Raw genomic sequence first — 15,868 nt, 5'->3', positions numbered from 1 at the left:
TGTTACGAGACCAGCCCGGCCTTCTCGCAGGCCGCGCGCAGCCCCGGGGCGCAGATCTGGTTCACGGTGTACACGCCGTCCTTGACGAGGGTCTGCCCGATGTTGTCGACCGTCACCGTGCGCGGGGTGAGCAGGACGGCGGGGACGCGCCGGGTGGTGGGGGTGTCGAACGTCGTCGTTGCGATGTCACGGAGGTCCTCGCCGCGGCCCAGTGCCACGGCCATGGCGGCGGCCGCGTCCGCTTCCGCCTCGAACGGCTTGTACACCGTCATGTACTGCTCACCCTTGACGATGCGCCGCACGGCCGCGAGGTCGGCGTCCTGTCCGGTGACGGGGGGCAGGCTTTGGACGCGGGCGCTCTTGAGGGCGGAGATGACACCGGCGGCGATGTCGTCGTTGGCCGCCAGGACGCCGTCGATCCGGTTGGGGCCCAGCGCGGCGATGGCCGCGGACATGTTGGTGTGGGCGTTCTCCGTGCTCCAGCCCTGGGTTTCGTACGACCGCCTGATGTGCACCTCGCCGGTGAGGACGGAGAGCGCGCCCCTGCGGAACCAGGCCTCGTTGGCGCTGACCGGGTCGCCGTTCATCATGACGACGTCCTCGCCCCTCCCCCGTTCCGCCAGGGCCTTCAGGAGCGCCTCGCCCTGGAGCCGGCCGACCTGTGCGCCGTCGAAGGTGACGTAGCCCGAGATCGGGCCCTCGGCGAGCCGGTCGTAGGCGACGACCGGGACGCCCTCCTTGCGGGCCTCCTGGATGGAGGAGCGCAGCGCCTTGGTGTCAGCGGCGTCGAGGATCAGGACTCTGGCCCCCTTGGTGATCATGGAGACCATCTGCTGGCGCTGCCTGGCCGCGTCGCCGTCGGCGTTGGCGTACTCCACGGTGCAGTCGGGGCAGAGCTCCTTGACCCGCTTCTCGATCAGCGGCTTGTCGGACCGCTCCCAGCGCGGGGTCGACCGGTTCGGGAGCAGCAGGCCGACGGTGAAGCTGTCCGAGCCCTTGCCTCCGTCGTCTCCGCCGCAGCCGGCCAGGGACGCCGCCAGCAGCCCCGCGACGAGCGCCGCGAACCCTTGCCACACACGGGACCTCATGACAGATCCCAGCCTTTCCTCCGGGGCCCGGTCTCCGCCGGGGTCGGCTCGCCGCGCGGTACGACGATCTCGCTCCACACCTGCTTGCCACCGGCCACCGGCACCGTGCCGAAGGACTCCGCCATCGCCTCGACCAGGAGCAGGCCGCGGCCGCCGGTGGACTCCCAGTCGACGATCACCGGCTTGGCGGGCGCCCGCGGCGAGGAGTCGCTCACGCTGACCCGCACCCGGTCCCCGCGCAGCATCAGATCGACGCGGACCGGGCCCTGGGTGTGCACCAGAGCGTTGGTGACCAGTTCGGACACGACCAGCAGCACCGCGTCGGACGCCTCCTCGGCCTGCCACCGGCGCAGGGTGCGCGCGGTGAAGCGGCGGGCGTGCATGACGGCGTCGGGCAGTCGCCACACCGCCCAGCCGGACCGTATCGGCCGGCTCTCCATGCCGTCGTAGCGCAGCAGCAACAGGGCGACGTCGTCCTCACGACGGCCGATCTCGCCGAGCAGTTCGTCGGCCATGCGCCCGGGATCGGCCGGGTCGGCCGCGGCGAGCGCGGCGCGGGTGCGGTCCATGCCCTCGTCCAGGGGCAGGTCGGCGGCCTCGACCAGGCCGTCGGTGACCAGGGCGAGCACCGTGCCGGGGGCCAGGGCCACGGCGGTCATGGGGAACTCCGCCTCCGCGAGGATGCCCAGCGGGGGCCCGCCCTCGACCTGCACCTCCTCGGTGGCGCCGTCCGGATGGCGTACCAGCGGTGCGAGGTGCCCGGCCCGGACGAAGAGGGTGTTGCCCTCCTCCATGTCCAGTTCGACATAGCAGCAGGTGGCGAACAGGTCGGTCTCCATGCCGACGAGGAGGCGGTTGGCGTGGGAGACGACCACGTCGGGCGGGTGGCCCTCCACCGCGTACGCCCTGACCGCGGTCCGCATCTGACCCATGATCGTCGCGGCTCCGGCGCTGTGTCCCTGCACGTCGCCGATGACCAGCGCGACGCGGTACTCGGACAGCGCGATGACGTCGTACCAGTCGCCGCCCACCTGAAGGCCCCGCCGGGCGGGCAGATAGCGGGCCACGGCCGTTCCGCCGGGCAGCACGGGGAGGCGGCGGGGCAGCAGGCTGCGCTGGAGCATCGTGGCGAGTTCCTGCTCGGCGTCGTGCGCGTGCGCCCGCTGCAGGGCCTCTCCGACCAGTGCCGCGGTGGCGGTCAGCAGGGAGCGCTCCTCGGGGACGAACTCGTGCGGCTGGTCCCAGCCGACCAGGCACACTCCGGCGATCCTGCCCTTGGCGGGCAGCGGCAGGACGGCCAGTCCCCCGCTGCCGATGCCGGCGAGGCCGGACTCGAGGACCGTACCGGCGGGCCACAGGTCCATCCGTCCGTCGCGCAGCGCCATCTGCAGGGTGGGCAGGCCGCTGACCGGGGCGTCGGGCCACTCCGAGCGCCACTCGGAACGCCAGATCTCCGGCCACGCCTCGGGCCGCGGCGGGTCGAGCACGGTCACCATGAGCCGGTCGTCCTGCAACTCGGCCAGCGCCACGCGGTCGGCGCCCAGCGGCTCGCGCAGCGCGGTGACCACGACCCGGCTGACGTCGCGGACGGTGGCGGCGTCGTCGAGCGCTGCGGTCAGCCACTGGATCCTGGACACGTCGTCGGCGCTGCGGCGCAGCACCGAGGTCGCGGTCACCACGCCCAGCACCTGCTCCGGCCGGCCGTCGGTGCCCGCGGCGACCCGGCAGCTCAGGCTCAGCCAGCGCATCTCGCCGGTGGGGCGGCGGACCCGGAACTCCAGCTCCCGCCTTCCGAACGCCTGGGTGGACGGCTCCAGGACCGACATCAGCGCGTGCATGTCCTCCGGGAGGGCGTGCGCGAGCAGGGTGTCGGCCTTGCCGTCGAAGTCGTCCGGGGTGATGCCGACCAGGTCGAGCAGGGTCTCGTCGGCCTCGATGAAGCCGGTGTCGGGTACCAGGACGAAGGAGCCGACACGCAGGCCGCGCAGGGCCGGACTCAGCAGCGGAGGCGCCGCGGGGCGGCCGTTCACGGGGTGCAGCAGGTCGGCGAGGGCGTCGGCGTACCGCTCGAGGAAGCCTCGTTGCTCGGCCTCGAAGCCGCCCGAGAAGGACCCCACGACGACGAGGCAGCCCAGCCGTCCGCCCTCCCACCCGAGGGGCAGCGCACCGAACGAGACGTCTCCCCTGGCCGGTGTCGGGCCACCCTCGGAGTAGGAGGCGAGGGCGGCGGGGTTCAGCCACACGGGCCGGTCCGCGCGGAAGGCGTGCGCGGCGGGTGAGTCTCCGGACAGCGGCAGTTTCTGAGGCAGCCCGTAGTCGGCGGTGGCGCATCCGGTGGTCTCCGCCAGCAGGAGCTCGGCGCCCCCGGCGTCGGGCACGTAGAGCGCCGCCAGCGCGACTCCGGCGAAGGCCAGGGCCCGGTCACTCACGGCGGCCTCTGGCGCCGAGAGCGGTGAACCGGTGTCCACGACTCCGGCCTCGGACACTCGCGACTGCGAGACTCCGGCCCGGACAGGGCCGTCATGAGGCATGTGCGCAACCTACCTCCCGTCCATGCCGCCAGGTGCCGACAGGATGAGATCGGGGTACCCATACACAAGAATCGCATAAACGGACTAACGGGACAGAATTGTGCGATTTTCCGCGGCACAGGTGCGATTCACGGCGACGGAACAGCACGAGGCCGGATCGGCCGCGCCCACTCGCCCAGGTGCGACGGGCCCGCCGCACGTCCGGGTCGCGGGCCCATGGGACCGAGGCACCCCCTCATCTACGACGCTCCGCCGCCGAGCCGGGCGACCACGGGCCGGCCGAGCCCCCGGAGCGACCCCGCCGCGAGGCCGACCAGGGGCCGACCGGACGGCTCCACTCGCGCCCGTGCGAGGGTCACCGCAGGGCCGGTCGGCGGGCCGTGCCGCTGCGCTCGCAGATCATCGAGCCCGGTGCAAGACTGACGACGTGGTCGACGCGTGGCTCGGTGAGGAGGCCGGAAGGCGCCATGCTCGATGCGGGAGCCGACTGTACCGGGCTGGTCGGGCGAAGGCCCCACCCCGCCGGGGTGGGTGACGCCGCGCCGCGACCGCCCGAGCCGCCGCGCGCAGGTGTGCGAGGGCGGCGGGCCGTCACCGCGAGCGCCCTCGCAGCGCATCGCACCCGCGCCCGTCCGACCCGCCGCGGCCCCCGTTCCACGTTGCGCGCGCGCCGTTCCACCCCCGCACCGCGCCGGCGGACAAGGGAGGTCCCGCACATGAAGGCCTGCATACGGGACGCGGCGCTCATGATGGTCGCGGTCTCGACGGCGGTCACGCTCGCGGCCTGCGGGGCGGGCGGCTCGAACGACTCCGTCGGAGGGGACCCGCCGACGATCGGTCTGCTGCTGCCGGACGCCACCACGGCCCGCTGGGAGACTCAGGACAGGCCCCTGCTGGAGAAGGAGATCGAGAAACTGTGCGCCGACTGCCAGGTCGAGCACGCCAACGCCAAGAACGACGTGGCCCTCCAGCAGGAACAGATGGACTCCATGATCACCAAGGGCGTCGACGCCATCGTGCTCGTCGCCGTGGACGCCCGCTCGCTCGGCCCCGCCGTCACGAAGGCGGACCAGGCGGGCATCCCCGTGATCTCCTACGACCGCATGGCCCAGGGCCCCATCGCGGGCTATGTCTCGTTCGACGGCGAGGAGGTCGGCAGGCTCCAGGGCGGGGCGCTGCTGAAGGCCATGGGAGACGACCCGGACAGCGGGGACGACCGGCAGATCGTCATGATGAACGGCGATCCCAGCGATCCCAACGCGGTGTCGTTCAAGAAGGGCGCGCTGTCCGTGCTCCAGGGCAAGGTGAAGATCGGGAAGGCCTTCGACACCCTGCAGTGGAGGACGGAGAACGCGAACACGAACATGTCCGGCGCCATCTCCGCCCTCGGTGCCGGCAACATCCACGGCGTCTACGCCGCCAACGACGGCCTCGCCGCCGGGAGCATCTCCGCCCTCAGGGCGAACAAGGTCAGCCCGCTGCCCCCGGTCACCGGACAGGACGCCGAACTGGGAGCGGTGCGGCGCATCCTCGCCGGCGACCAGTACATGACCGTCTACAAGCCCTTCGCCCCCGAGGCCGCCGGCGGCGCCGCCCTGGCCGTGGCCGCGGCCCGTGACGAGAACCTCGACCGTGTCGCGGACGACAAGGTGACGGCCGACGACGGGAAACTGGTACCGGCCGTCATGCTCGCCCCGGTGTCCGTGACCGTCGACAACATCAAGGACACCGTGGTGAAGGACGGCGTGTACACGGTCCAGCAGGTCTGCGTCCCCCAGCTCGAGGCCGCCTGCGCCAAGGCCGGACTGACCTGACAGGGCGGTCCCGCGCTCCGGGGCCCGGGAAGGAGATGGTTCCGTGCCGAGTCCCCCCTTGCTGGCGCTGCGCGGGGTGTGCAAGCGCTTCGGCGTCGTCGACGTCCTCACGGACATAGAGCTGGAGATCCACGCCGGCCAGGTCGTCGCACTGCTGGGCGACAACGGGGCCGGCAAGTCCACCCTGGTCAAGGTGATCTCCGGGGTGACGCCCGCGGACCGGGGCGTGATCGAGTGGGAGGGCCGGCCGGTCCACATCAGGCGTCCCCACGACGCCCGTGACCTCGGCATCGCCACGGTCTACCAGGACCTCGCGCTGTGCGGGAACCTCGACGTCGTCGGCAACCTGTTCCTCGGAAGGGAGATCCGCCGGTACGGGTTCCTCGACGAGGTGGAGATGGAGCGCCGCTCCATGGACCTGGTCAAAAGGCTGACCAGGGGCATCCCCGACCTGCGGGCCCCCGTCGTGTCCCTCTCCGGCGGTCAGAGACAGACGGTCGCCATCGCCCGTTCGCTCCTCGGCGAGCCGCGCGTCCTCCTTCTGGACGAACCGACCGCGTCGCTGGGCATCGAGCAGACCGGCGAGGTCCTCGACCTCGTCGACCAGTTGCGTGAGCGCGGCCTGGGGGTGCTGCTCATCAGCCACAACATGGGCGACGTCAAGGCGCTCGCGGACCGGGCCGCCGTACTGCGGCTCGGGCGCAACAACGGCTTCTTCGACGTGAACACCGCGTCCCAGGAACAGATCATCTCCTCCATCACGGGCGCCACCGAGAACGTGCCCCGCCGAATGGTCCCCCGGGAGGCGGGGTGGTGAAAGGGAAGCGCTTCGCCCGGGCCGTGGAGGGCTGGGTCGCCGTCTTCCGGCGCAAGCTGAGCGCCGGTGAGCTGGGTTCCCTGCCCGTCGTCCTCGTCCTCGTCGCGATCTGGATCGTCTTCCAGTCCCTCAACTCGAACTTCCTCTCACCGCGCAACCTGTCCAATCTCAGCGTGGACATCGTGGGCACGGGGCTCATCGCCGTCGGCATCGTCTTCGTGCTGCTGCTCGGCGAGCTCGACCTGTCGGTCGGCTCGATCAGCGGACTGGCGGCGGCCGTCTTCGCGGTGCTGAACGTGAACAACGGCGTGCCGGAGTGGCTGGCCCTCGTCGTGGCGGTGCTCGCGGGAACCGTCGCGGGGACCGTCCAGGGCTACTCCTTCGCGCGCACTCGGGTGCCGGCGTTCGTCGTCACCCTCGCGGGGCTGCTCACCTGGAACGGCCTCATGCTCTCCATCCTCGGCACCAGCGGCACCGTCAACCTCGACGAGAACGGCCTGGTCGCCGAGCTGACCAGCCACTACTTCACCAACGACGCCGCCGCGTACGGCGTGGCGACGGTCGGCGCGGGCCTGGTGTTCCTCGTGTCGTACCAGGACCGGCGGCGTCGCCAGGCCGTGGGTATGCCGCACCGCACGCTGCGGAGCATCCTGGTGCGCACGGGGATCCTCGCGGTGATCGCGTTCGCCGCCGCGTATGTGCTCAACCGTTTCCAGGGACTGCCGCTCGCTCTGCTGATCTTCCTCGTGGTGGTGGCCGGCCTCGACATCCTCCTGCGCCGCACGCACTACGGACGGCAGGTCTACGCCCTCGGCGGGGGCGTGGAGGCGGCACGACGGGCCAGCCTCAGCGTGACGCGGGTGCAGACCGCGGTGCTGGCGATCTCGGGCACCATGGCGGCGGTCGGCGGCCTTTTCCTGGCGTCCCGCATCACCTCGGTGAGCCAGAGTTCGGGGTCGGGTGTGCTGCTGCTCAACGCCATCGCGGCGGCCGTCATCGGTGGCACCAGTCTGTTCGGGGGGCGTGGCACGACCTGGTCGGCGGTGCTCGGCATGCTGGTCATCCAGTCGATCGCGTCGGGCATGGCGATCACGGACACGCCCGCCGCCGTCCAGTTCATGATCACGGGAGGAGTGCTCTTCGCCGCGGTGGTGATCGACTCGCTGTCGCGTCGCTCGCACGAGGCACACGGGCGGGCGTGAGAACGTCGTTCACCCGTGGCGACAGGCGCGCCCGGGGCCCCGAAGGGCCCCGGGCGCCGGCTCGGCAATGCCTCAATGCCTCAGGTTCGCGCCGACCGCGGCCGCGACGACGCGGTCCCGTTCGGCGCGGGTGAACCGCCCCTCGGACAGCCAGGTGTCGGCGAGGGTGCGCACCGCCCGCACGAAACGGCCGGAGGTCGAGAACGGAGCCTGCGCCCAGAGCACGTCGAGGAAGGTCGGACCGTCGGCGCCGGCACGGTTCGGTACGCCCGAGTCGGTCGTGCCGAACACGACGACGGGCTCGGAGCGCTTGAAGTAGGCGTGGTAGCGGGTGTCGTCCGCGATGTGGAACGGGGCGAGGGTCAGTCCGTGCGTGGTGAAGTGCAGCGGGCGGCTCTCGGGGCGGATCGAGTCGGCGAGATCGCCCCGGAGAGTGAAGTCCTTGTAGAAGGAGAACGAGCGGAACCCGGTCTCCGGGCTCCGGGCCACCAGCAGGACCGGCCCGTAGAACACCGACTGGACGGTGGGATCGTCCAGGGCCTGTTCGATACGCAGGCGGTACGGGGCGGAGATCGCGACCCGGTCGCCGCGCCGCCAGCTCCTGCTCAGGGTGAGGTAGCTGCCGGGCACCGCCGCGACGCGCTGCCGGACCCCGTTGACCGTGACGGTAAAGCCTGCCGTGGCCCAGGACGGCACCCGGAGCTTCAGGTCGAGGGTCCCGCCGCCCTCGCGGAAGGTCAGCGTGCGGACGCCCTCGGCCGGGTAGTCGCTCGTCTGCTCGATGACGAAGCCCCGCTCCGCCCAGCGCAGCGTCGAGGCCAGGTAGAGGTTGACGTACAGCGCGGTGCCGTCGGCGGAGCGGAAGTAGACCGAGTCCTGGTACTTGGTGTGGTTCTCCATGCCGGTGCCGCCGCAGCAGGTGCCGGTGTTGTCGTACTCCCGCACCACCCCCGGGCCCATGCCGACGAAGTAGGTGACCTCCGGGCTGGTCGTACTGGGGGCGTCCCGGCGGGAGGCGAGGATGTGGTTGGTCAGGCCCCGCTCGTAGTAGTCCATGTACGCGGGGTCCGGCTCGTGGAAGAACAGCTGGCGGCTCAGCTTGAGCATGTTGTACGTCGCGCAGGTCTCGGCGTTGTTGTCGCCCAGGGTGGCGGCGATGGCCCCCCGGGCCCGGAACATCTCCCCCTGTCCCGTGCCGCCCAGGCTGTACATCCGGGGGTTCACGACCATCCCCCAGAAGTTGCGGGCCGCGTCGGCGTACTTCTCCTCCCCCGTGTGGTCGGACAGCCGCCTGTATCCGGTGAACTGGGGGATGTGCTGGTTGGCGTGCCGGCCGTTCAGGATGTCGCGGTCCTCGGCGCAGGCGTCCAGCAGGGCGGTGTTGTCGAAGCAGCGGGCGGCCGCGAGGTGCTCCGCCCGCCCGGTGAGGGCGTACAGGTCCGCCAGCACCTCGTTCATCCCGCCGTACTCACCCGCGATGTAGATCGACCACATGCGCTCCAGCTGCTCCTCCGGCAGCCGGCCGAGCCTGCTGTGCACCCAGTCGCCCATCTTGGCGGCGATGGTCAGCGCCTGCGCGTTCCCGCCCAGCGTGTGGGCGTCGAGGAGCCCGCGCATGATCTTGTGGCAGGTGTAGTACGGCGCCCAGATGGTGGGGTACGTCGTGTAGCTCTCCAGCAGGATGAACTGTGTCTCCGGGTACGCCGCCAGGAAGCCGGGGTGGCTCGGTTTCGGCGAGCCGTGGTCGGCCAGGGCCTGCTGGCACTCGCCGAGCGCGGTGACCAGGTAGTCGAGCTTGGTCTTGAGCGCGGCCTCGCGGGTGTCGGCGTACGCCTGGGCGACGAGGGTGAGGAAGTGCCCGCCGAAGTGGCCGCGGAGGTTGCCGTCGGAGGTCTCCCAGCCGCCGGGCGGCCGGGCGCCTCGGGTGTCGAGCCCGGCGTTGGCGCGGAAGACGGCCAGGATGCGGTCGGCCGGGTAGGCCCGGGCGTAGTCGAGCATCAGGTCGCGCTTGCGGCGGAAGACGCTCTCGCCGAGGGTCACCTGGTCGAGAGCGAAGGGGCGTACGGCCCAGGTGGGAGGGGTGGGAGCGGCGGCGGGCGGGACGGCGGTCGGCAGGGCCGGGGCTGTGTGCGCTGCGGCGGCCGCGGTGGTCGTGTGAATGAGGGGGACGGCAGCGGCGGTACCGGCGGCGAGGCTCAACAGACGGCGGCGGGTGGGGGGTTGGGACATGCTCGGGCTCCGATCGTGGGTCGTCGGCGGGCATGGGCGGTCGTGGGGCGACATCATGGGGCGGCGGTCACGGTGACGGTGGCCGTGGCGCGGTAGGTGGTGCCCGCCACGGTTCCCTTCACCTCGAAGGTCCCGGGACGCGCGTACTGGTCGGGATCCACGGGGTCCCAGGTCACGGAGACCCCGCTGTCCTTCGAGCCGTCGTTGTAGGTGGCGACGACGGTCGGTGGAAGCGTCGGTGCCCGGCCGGGCCGGGTGGTGATCCGCTCCTCGGCGAGGCTGGTGATCTCGACGGCGTCGGTCTGGCGCACCCACACGGTCGCGGTGACGGGCCGCGCGGCCCGGTCGGCGAGCCCGGTGATCCGTACGCTGGTGCCGCCCTCGGCGACCTGTCCCTCGGTGAGGGCGGGCCAGGCCACGGGCGAGCGGGCCGTCGAGCCGTCCGGGTACACCAGCGTGACCTCAGGCGGCAGTTGGGGGATCCTGCCGCGCGGGGTGGGCACGTGGACCTCGCGCACGGACTCCGGTGTCTCCGCGTACACCTTCCACTCCTGCACACCGAGGGCCAGGTTCGGGTGTCCGGTCATCCGGGCGCGCAGGGCGGTCGTGGTGACGGGTGTGAAGGTGGTCCGGTTGTAGCGGTCCTCCGCGGTGCCGTAGTCGCTGGGTGCGGCGACCTCGCGCCAGGTGTCGCCGTCGCGGTACTCGATGACCCAGGAGGCGGGGACGCCGACGCCGTCGTCCGCGCCGGGCTGGGCGTCGCGGAAGAAGTACAGGTCGGATCCGTCCACGCGGACGGGTTCGTCCCAGGTGTACTGGACCCACTGGGTGCCCTTCTGGGGCCAGCTGCCCCAGCGCGGCGCGTCGGAGGACGAGGCCGGTTCACGGCCGTCGTTGATCGCCGCGACCGACTCCCAGCCCGAGGTGTAGGACGCCGTGGGCGTCGCGGACGGGGCCACGTTGACCCGGCCGTCGGAGACTCCCTCCGCCTTGACCACGACCTTCTTCGACGATCGCGACGCGCCGTCGGTGGCGGTGAGTTCGAGGGTGTAGGTGCCCGGCTCGGTGAAGCGGGCGACGGTGGTCGGGGCGTTCGGCGTGTCGAGGATGACGGTGCCGCCCTCCGGGCCGTCCGCCATCTTCCACGAGGAGGACAGCTTCCGCGCCGGCAGCCCGTCGTCCTCGACGATCCCCGTCAGCCGGACCTGGCCGGGGCGGCTGTAGGTGGTGTCGCGCCAGGCCTCGACGTAGGGCGCGTGGTTGCGGGCCGCCGGGGGCCGGACGCCGGTGGCGAACGCCTGGATCTCCTTCAGCCCACTGGTGTGACCGTCGCGGTGGCGCATCAGCACCCGCAGCTTCTCGGTGGTCACCTTCTTGAAGCGCGCCTCGTTGAGGTTGGCCCTCGGATTCACCGGTGCCTTGACCGGTCCGGCCACGTCCTTCCACTGCCCGCCGCCGTCCTGGTACTGCACGGTGTAGAGGGCGGGTTCGGCGTATCCGCCCGGCTTCTTGTCGCTGTAGAAGTAGAGCCGGACGTCGTCGACCTGGCGCGGTTTCCCGAAGTCGATCTCGTACCAGTCCTCGGCGTTGCCCGACCCGCGGGCGCCCCAGAACGGCTCGTTGACGGTGAAGCCGTCGACCGCTCCCGCCGCTCCTCTGCCCGGTGCCTCGTGGGAGGCTCGGGCGCCGGCGCCGGCGGCGAGGTTCTGCTTCGCCTTGCCGGTCAGATCGCGGCCCGCCTTGGCGAACAGGTCGGTGACGCGGTCCTTGGGGCCGTACTCGACGTCCTGCGGCTCGGCGACGGTCGTCCGCAGACCGGTCGTTCGGGCCTTCGCTCCTCCCCCGTCGGGGAAGGTGACCTTGCGGGTGACGGGGTCGTAGACGAGGTGGGTGAGGCGGTCGGCGGTGAGGGCGAGCTTCCCGTCGAGGTAGAGGGAGTACCCCTCGGGGACCTGCTTGCCGTAGGGCCGTTTCCCGTCGCCCGGTTCGTCCCACAGCACGGCCACGTCGGTGCCGCGGTAGTTGATGTCGGTGGCGGCGAAGTGGGACCAGTCGATGTCGATCGGCGACAGCTCGATCTTCCGGTCGTCGCGCGGTCGGAAGCCCATGGCGTCCTCGATCACGGTCCAGTTGGTGGTGCCGAGGATCGTGTGGTGGATCCAGGAGCGGTAGCCGATCTTCTGCGGGTCGGCGCTTCCGTCGGCCCAGAACTCGTTCTGGTCGGGCCACCGGTTGTCACCGTCGACATAGTGGGACCAGGCGTTCCAGGAGAGCAGCTTCTTGTACCAGCTGTTGTCGATGTATCTGTTCGGGTACTTCCGCAGCACCGAGGAGAGGAAGCGGAAGGTAACGGTGGAGTTGATGACGGAGAAGTTGTTGCTCCCCGGGTACCCCTGCTCCGCCGCCTCCGCCTTGTCGGCCTGGTTCGCCGTGTAGAAGGGGAAGACCGGGTACTGCTTGTCGTCCGCCCACAGCCGCAGGGCCTCGAGGTACTGGGGGTCCTCGTCCGGCGTGGGCATCAGGCCCACGCTGTACGGGTAGTAGTTGTTGATCTCCTTCCAGGGCACCAGCGTGTCGCTGGCCACGTGCCGGTGCTTGAGCAGCTTGTCCTTCGGGTCCCACAGGTACTTCAGGACCGCGTCCTTGACCCGCTTCGCGATCCCGCGCATCTCGTCGGCCTTCGCGCGCTCACCGATCAGGTCGTAGGCGCGGGCCGCCGCCAGGGCGTTGCTGTAGACGTACGCCGACTCGGTGCGGTCGAGGTTGCCCGGCTTCCAGTGGAACGACACCGCGTCGGCGTCGTTGCCGGTCATGGCGCCCCAGTCGTACTCGATCAGCCCGTTGCCGTCGTGGTCGTAGCTCTCCAGCTGGCCCCGGACGTCCTTCTCCGCGTACCGCGCGAGGTTGCGCGCGATGCCGTCCGGCCCGCCGTGCACCTGGTAGGAGCGCCAGGCCGCCTCGGAGATGTACTGGGTGTAGCTGTTGGACCAGTTCTCCGGGTCGCCCGGGTTGTCGGTGTACTTGCCGCTCTTCGACACCTCTCCGGCCGACACCCACGGGCCGTACCCGTAGCTAGGGTCACGCAGGTACTTGAGGTCGTCGACGAACATGCCGACGGTCAGCGCGATGGCGTTGTCGTAGCCGAGCACGCCCTCCATCGAGGTGGGGAACTGGTAGTCGTTGCCCGGGATGTCGGCGTCGAGGTAGTTGTAACGCAGCAGCCACCAGCGGTAGTAGAGCGTCTTCTCGATGTTGTCGTCGGGCACGTCGAGGTAGGGCAGGTTCTCCGCCCACCAACGGTTGTACGTCTGTACGTGGTTGCGGAAGGCGGCCGCCGGACTCGCGGTGCGCACGGCGGCGTACTCCGTGCGCGAGCGGGCGATCTCCTCGGTGACGAAGCCGAGTTGGACCTTGGTGGTGAGCGTGCGGCCCGCGGGCACGGTGAGGGTGCGCGTCAGGGACTCGCCCTGGCTGTCGGGGGCGAAGCCGTCGCCGCCGAGCCGGGGGAAGACGGTGGTGAGGTTGTTCTTCGCGGCGACCGTACCGGTGAGTTCACGGCCTTCGGCGGTCGTGGTGTACGGGGACGAGGCCCGCAGCGTCACCGTGCGGCGCGCGGAACCGGTGTTGGTGACGGCCAGGTTCGTCACGGCCACGTCGGCGTCGGTGATGAACTTGGTCTGCGTGACCTTCAGGCCGGTGGCCTCGTGGGTTAACTCGCTGCGCCAGTAACTGGGCGTCTGCGTACGGGCGTCGGTGTTCTCCCGGAGCGTCAGGTTCTCACCGTCCACGGCCAGGTCGACGGTGTACGCGGATCGGTTGTCGATGCTCTCCCAGTACGCGACCTTGCCGCCGAACCCGAGCCGGGAGGGCTCGTGTTCCTTCATGAACACCGCCCGGCCCCGGGTGAACAGCCAGTCCCCCGCCGGGTCCTCACCCTTGCGGGCCAGCATCCGGTCCATCCAGAAGTCGGTGCCGTTCCCGGCCTTCCGGTCGGCCTCGAACTGGGCGCGCAGGGTGCGGCGGGTGCTGAATCCGGCCGGCAACTCCGGTACGGGATGGGCCGATCCGGAGTACACCGGGTAGCCGATGTCCGCGTTGTCCGCCGCTGCGGGCGTGGCGGCGGCGAGCGTGGCCAGCAGCCCCAGGGCCAGCGCTCCGGCCAGGGTGGCGCGGTGGCGCCGTCTTCTCCACGACCAGCTCATGACGACCTCCCGTCAGGCCTTGTCGTCGGCAGCCACACCCGCATCGTCGAGGGGCCTCGGTTCGCCCAGGAGTGGTAGGGCACGAGGACGATCCGCTCACGGTCGGCTGAAGGTGCGAGGTCCTCGTCGGTCGTTCCGTACGGCCACGGGGCGTCGTGCCGCGGGCCCGGTACGGCGAGTTCTCCCGGCACGACAACGGTGTCGTCCGGCCCGTCCTCCGGCTCGGCGGACGGATCCACCCGTACGACGTCGACGTCGTGCCCGCCCGGCAGGTCCACCGACTCCGCGCAGTACACCAGCGGCCCCCGTTGGACGGCGAGCGTGCCGCGCACCGCGTCGACACGCGGATCGGCGCCGATCCAGCGCGGTGTCATGGGCAGTTCGAGCCGGACCTCGTCGCCGGACCGGAAGACCCGGGTGACCTCGGCCGTGCCCGGCGCGACGGGACGGCGTACGCCGTCCGGGTCGACCAGCCAGGCGGTGGCACCCCGCGTCCACGCGGGGACGCGCAGGGACAGGGTCCACGGGTGGTCCGGGGACCGGCCGATCCGTACGGTCACGCTGCCGCCGGACGGGTAGTCGGTGCGGACCCGCAGTGCGACGGCCCGGCCCGAGGCGAGAGAGGTGGCGATCTCCGCGTCGGCGTACTGGTGCAGTTGGATGCCGTCGTCGTCCGCCGTCGCCACATACGCGGGCAGCGCGGCCAGCGTCCGGGCCACGTTGGTCGGGCAGCAGGACACCGCGAACCAGGGGGCGCGCAGGCTCGACTCGGCGCGCGGGCTCTCGGCGTCGAGCGGCGGCACCGTGCCGCGGCGGCGCCGGTGGAGGGTGTTGGCGTAGAAGAAGGCCCGGCCGTCGTCGGACGGGGAGGTCGCGACCACGTTGAACAGGGTGCGTTCGGCGAGGTCGGCGTAGCGCGGGTCGCCGGTGGCGAGCAGCAGCCGCCAGCTGAGCATCACGGAGGCGACGCCGGCGCAGGTCTCCGAGTAGGCCCGGTCGGGCGGCAGCACGAAGTCGTCGCCGAAGGACTCGTCGCGGTGGTGCGAACCCATGCCCCCGGTCAGGTAGGTACGGCGGGCGACCGTTGCCTCCCACTGCCGTTCGACCGCGGCGAGCAGGTCCTCGTCGCCGGTCTCGACGGCCACGTCGACGGCGCCGGCGGCGAGGTAGAGGGCGCGGACGGCGTGCCCGCGCAGGACGGTGGCGTCGCGGACGGGCACGTCGTCCTGGAAGTAGGCGCGGCCGAACTCGATGTCGGCGAGCGTGCGGTGTCCGCGGCGGGTGACGAAGAGCGCGGCCTGGTCGAGGTAGCGCTGCTCGCCCGTCGCCCTGGCCAGCTCGACCAGGGCCGTCTCGATCTCGGGATGTCCGCAGACGCCCTCGATGCCGCCCGGGCCGAAGGTGGCGCACACGTGGTCCGCGGCCCGGCGGGCGATCTTCGCCAGCTCACCCTCGCCGCGGGCCCGCGTCTGGGCCACGCCCGCTTGGATCAGGTGGCCGTAGCAGTACAGCTCGTGGCCCCATTCGAGGTCGCTGTAGCGGGGCTGCTGGCCGGGGTGGCCGAAGGCGGTGTTGAGGTAGCCGTCGGCCTCCTGGGCGGGAGCGATGGTCTCGGTGAGTGCGGCGATCTGTGTGTCGAGCGCGGGGTCGGCACCGGAGCCTGCCGCCCAGGCCATGGCTTCGAGCAGCTTGTAGACGTCGGAGTCGGCGAACTCCCGGCCGCGCCGGTCCCGGTGGACACGGCCCTCGACGGCGGCGGGGAAGTTGCCGATCCAGCCGACGCGTTCCATCCAGTCCCGGCAGTGGTCGAGTGTGGCGGTCGCGTTGACCTCGCGGCGCCGGTCCCAGAAGCCCCCGGTGATCCTGACCTCGTCGAGCCCCAGCGGCCGCAGCCGTCCCCGGCTCGGCGCCACCGGCAGGACGGATGACCGCGCCGTGTTCTCCCTCACCAGTTCATGCCTTCGGTACGTCCCTTCAGTGATCGG

General features: G+C 71.4%; 8 protein-coding genes. 3 read left to right on the top strand and 5 right to left on the bottom strand.

The genetic code is table 11. The features are described 5' to 3' along the window. Positions 1 to 2: 2 nt before the first annotated feature. The gene (locus ACGFNV_RS05045) at positions 3 to 1,088 is read right to left on the bottom strand and encodes a sugar ABC transporter substrate-binding protein (protein ID WP_393619415.1); all 1,086 of its coding nucleotides are present in this window, start codon (positions 1,086 to 1,088) and stop codon (positions 3 to 5) included. Continuing rightward, positions 1,085 to 3,619, bottom strand: coding sequence for a SpoIIE family protein phosphatase (locus tag ACGFNV_RS05040; RefSeq protein ID WP_393619413.1), 2,535 nt, complete (start codon positions 3,617 to 3,619; stop codon positions 1,085 to 1,087). The genes ACGFNV_RS05045 and ACGFNV_RS05040 overlap by 4 nt, the downstream gene beginning before the upstream one ends. Before the next feature lie 716 nt (positions 3,620 to 4,335). Between ACGFNV_RS05040 and ACGFNV_RS05035 the strand changes: the two genes are divergently transcribed. The 3 genes from ACGFNV_RS05035 to ACGFNV_RS05025 are packed head-to-tail and all read left to right on the top strand — an operon-like array spanning position 4,336 to position 7,452. Next, positions 4,336 to 5,433: a sugar ABC transporter substrate-binding protein gene (locus tag ACGFNV_RS05035; RefSeq protein WP_393619411.1), complete on the top strand. Its 1,098-nt coding sequence runs from the start codon at positions 4,336 to 4,338 to the stop codon at positions 5,431 to 5,433. A 43-nt stretch (positions 5,434 to 5,476) separates the two neighbouring features. Continuing rightward, complete coding sequence (locus tag ACGFNV_RS05030) at positions 5,477 to 6,250, top strand: ATP-binding cassette domain-containing protein (RefSeq protein WP_393619409.1); 774 nt, start codon at positions 5,477 to 5,479, stop codon at positions 6,248 to 6,250. Continuing rightward, positions 6,247 to 7,452, top strand: coding sequence for a sugar ABC transporter permease (locus ACGFNV_RS05025; protein ID WP_393619407.1), 1,206 nt, complete (start codon positions 6,247 to 6,249; stop codon positions 7,450 to 7,452). The genes ACGFNV_RS05030 and ACGFNV_RS05025 overlap by 4 nt, the downstream gene beginning before the upstream one ends. Positions 7,453 to 7,524: 72 nt before the next feature. On the opposite strand, the gene ACGFNV_RS05020 is transcribed toward ACGFNV_RS05025, so the two are convergent. Genes ACGFNV_RS05020 through ACGFNV_RS05010 form a run of 3 tightly spaced genes read right to left on the bottom strand, consistent with a single transcriptional unit; the run spans position 7,525 to position 15,832 of the window. Further along, complete coding sequence (locus ACGFNV_RS05020) at positions 7,525 to 9,681, bottom strand: beta-L-arabinofuranosidase domain-containing protein (RefSeq protein ID WP_393619405.1); 2,157 nt, start codon at positions 9,679 to 9,681, stop codon at positions 7,525 to 7,527. 53 nt (positions 9,682 to 9,734) lie between these two features. After that, a complete protein-coding gene (locus tag ACGFNV_RS05015) occupies positions 9,735 to 13,883 on the bottom strand; it encodes an Ig-like domain-containing protein (RefSeq protein WP_393619403.1) in 4,149 nt (1,382 codons plus the stop codon). Then, positions 13,880 to 15,832, bottom strand: coding sequence for a glycoside hydrolase family 127 protein (locus ACGFNV_RS05010; protein ID WP_393619401.1), 1,953 nt, complete (start codon positions 15,830 to 15,832; stop codon positions 13,880 to 13,882). Before ACGFNV_RS05010 ends, ACGFNV_RS05015 begins: the two co-directional genes overlap by 4 nt. Positions 15,833 to 15,868: the final 36 nt, after the last annotated feature.

Origin of the sequence: Streptomyces sp. NPDC048751 (genome assembly GCF_043198595.1) — a bacterium.
In the GTDB taxonomy this organism is placed as follows: domain Bacteria; phylum Actinomycetota; class Actinomycetes; order Streptomycetales; family Streptomycetaceae; genus Streptomyces.
The sequence above is the reverse complement of the archived record's forward strand: the minus strand, read 5'-3'. Positions and strand labels throughout refer to the sequence as shown.